This is a genomic window from Streptomyces boncukensis, assembly GCF_011045075.1.
GTDB lineage: Bacteria > Actinomycetota > Actinomycetes > Streptomycetales > Streptomycetaceae > Streptomyces > Streptomyces boncukensis.
In genome coordinates this window covers 1-2642 of the sequence record NZ_JAAKZZ010000756.1, presented here as the reverse complement: position 1 = coordinate 2642, position 2642 = coordinate 1, and the positions used below count along the sequence as shown (strand labels likewise).

3 protein-coding genes are annotated in these 2642 nt (G+C 76.6%); all 3 read left to right on the top strand.

All coding sequences use genetic code 11. From position 1 onward, the window contains the following. Positions 1-627, top strand: a 627-nt coding sequence (locus G5C65_RS35195; protein ID WP_206442625.1) for an acetate--CoA ligase family protein, incomplete at its 5' end; no start/stop codon positions are given. Between the two features lie 107 nt (positions 628-734). Next, positions 735-1334, top strand: a complete 600-nt coding sequence (locus G5C65_RS35190) for a DUF5998 family protein (RefSeq protein ID WP_165303123.1) — start codon at positions 735-737, stop codon at positions 1332-1334. After that, positions 1331-2572: an alkaline phosphatase family protein gene (locus G5C65_RS35185; RefSeq protein ID WP_165303122.1), complete on the top strand. Its 1242-nt coding sequence runs from the start codon at positions 1331-1333 to the stop codon at positions 2570-2572. The genes G5C65_RS35190 and G5C65_RS35185 overlap by 4 nt, the downstream gene beginning before the upstream one ends. Positions 2573-2642 lie beyond the last annotated feature (70 nt).

Genomic DNA, 2642 nt, shown 5'->3' with positions numbered 1-2642 from the left:
CAGCCCACCCTCCCCGCGCCCGACGCCGAGGCCGCCGTCGCCGCCGCGCGCCGCCTCGGCTTCCCGGTCGCCCTCAAGGCCACCGCGCCCCATCTGCGGCACCGCGCCGACCTCGGCGGCGTGCGGCTCGACATCGCGGGCGAGGCCGGGCTGCGGCGCGCGTACGGCGAGCTGACCGCCGCCCTCGGCACCCCCGGCGAGCTGCGGCCCGTGGTGCAGTCCATGGCGCCGCGCGGGGTCGGCACCGTGGTGCGCGCGGCCGTCGACCCCGGCATCGGGGCCGTCCTCTCCTTCGGTCTGGCAGGAACGCCGTCCGACCTGCTAGGCGACGTCGCGCACCGGCTGGTTCCGGTCACGGACCGCGACGCCGCGGGCCTGGTGCGGGCCATCCGCACCGCACCGCTGCTGTTCGGCTGGCGCGGCGCCGAACCGGCGGACACGGCGGCCCTGGAGGAGGTGCTGCTGCGGGTCTCCCTCCTGGTGGACGACCACCCGGAGGTCGTCCGGGTGGAGCTGGATCCGGTGGTGGTGGCCCCGCGCGGGGTCACCGTCCTGAACGCGGTCGTCCGGGTGGCCCCTCCGCCGCCCCGCCCGGACCTCGGGGCCCGCCGCCTTCCGGCGTACTGAGCGCCAGGCGTCCGGCCGGTGCGCCCTCCGGGGGCGGTCCCCGCGAGCCGGGCTCCCTCGGGGCCGACCGGGGCCGGGATCACCGGGTTGGCCCGTAGGATGGCGGCATGGCGAAGACCGGTACGACGACACAGGGGCTGCGCGCGGCGATCGAGCGCAGCGGCTACTACCCGGCGCTGGTGGCCGAGGCCGTCGAGGCCGCGGTGGGCGGGGAGCCGGTGGATTCCTACCTCGTGCACCAGGAGACGACGTTCGACTCCAACGAAGTCCGCCGCCATGTCACCGTGCTCGTCCTCACCGGCACCCGGTTCCTCGTCAGCCACACGGACGAGCAGGCCGCCGACGGCACCTCCCCCTCGCCGTACGCCACCACCTCCACCGAGTCCGTGAAGCTGGAGCGGATCTCCTCCGTGGTGCTCTCCCGCGTCGTGGCCAACCCGGAGTCGTACACTCCGGGCGCCCTGCCCCGCGAGGTGGTGCTCACCATCGGCTGGGGCGCCGTCTCCCGGCTGGACCTGGAGCCCGCCACCTGCGGCGACCCCAACTGCGAGGCGGACCACGGCTACACCGGCTCCTCCACCGCCGACGACCTGTCCCTCCGGGTCAGCGAGGCGGGCGACGGGCCGGACACCGTGCGGCAGACCCTCACCTTCGCGCAGGCGCTCTCCGAGGCGACCGCGGGCACCGGCGTCGGGCCGGCGCGGTGACCCGAGGGCACACCGGCGGCGTCCCGGACACCCGGCCGCCCGGTGCGCAGTGCGCGCCCGCACGGCCCGGCGAGCCGCTCGACCCCCGCACCGCGCCGGTGCCGCGCTACGGCACCGGCTCCCTGACCGATCTGCTGCCCACCCTCGCCGCCGGGCTCGGTGTGCCCGGCATGGACGCGCTGTCGCCGGGGCTGCCGCTGCGGCCCGCCGACCGGGTGTGCGTCTTCCTCGTCGACGGCCTGGGCTGGGAGGCCCTGCGGGCCCACCCGGACGAGGCGCCGTTCCTCACCTCGCTGCTGCCCAGCTCGCTCAGCGGCGCGGGGGAGCCGCTGACCGCGGGATTCCCCTCGACCACCGCCGCCTCGCTGGCCTCCGTCGGCACCGGGCTGCCGCCCGGCGCGCACGGCCTGCCCGGCTACACGGCGCTGAACCCGGAGACCGGCGAGCTGATGAACCAGCTGCGCTGGCAGCCCTGGACCGACCCGTACGCCTGGCAGCCGCACCCCACCGTCTTCCAGGCCGCGCATGCCGCCGGAGTGGCCACCAGCCAGGTGACGGCGCCGCACTTCGAGCAGACCCCGCTCACCAAGATCGCGCTGTCCGGCGGCGCGTTCGCCGGAGTGCTGCCCGCGGAGGAGCGGATGGACCAGGCGGCGGCCCGGCTCGCCGCGGGCGACCGCGCGCTCGTCTACACGTACTACGCCGAGCTGGACGGCCACGGACACCGCTACGGCATGGACTCCGACGCCTGGCGCGGCCAGCTCCAGTACGTCGACCGGCTGGCCGAGCGGCTCGCCGAGCAGCTTCCGCCGCGCTCCGTGCTCTATGTCACCGCCGACCACGGCATGGTGGACATCCCGGGCGGCCCGGCGGCCCGGCTGGACTTCGACGAGGACTGGGAGCTGAGCGCGGGCGTCGCCGCGCTGGGCGGCGAGGGCCGGATGCGGCACGTGTACGCTGTTCCGGGCGCCGCGGGGGATGTGCACGCGGTGTGGCGCGAGGTGCTCGCCGACCAGGCGTGGGTGGCCACCCGCGAACAGGCCGTCGAGCTGGGCTGGTTCGGCCCCGTGGTGGAGGACCGGGTGCGTGGCCGGATCGGCGACGTGGTCGTGGCGATGTGCGCCGATGTGGCGGTGGTCGCGACGCGGCGCGAGCCGAACGAGTCCGCGCTGATCGGGATGCACGGCTCGGCGACTCCCGCCGAGCAGCTCGTCCCGCTCCTGGAGGTCCGCTCCTAGCGCCACGGCACTAGTGCCACGGCACGGGCGCCACGGCACGGGCGCCACGGCGCGGACCGGTGCGCCCTCC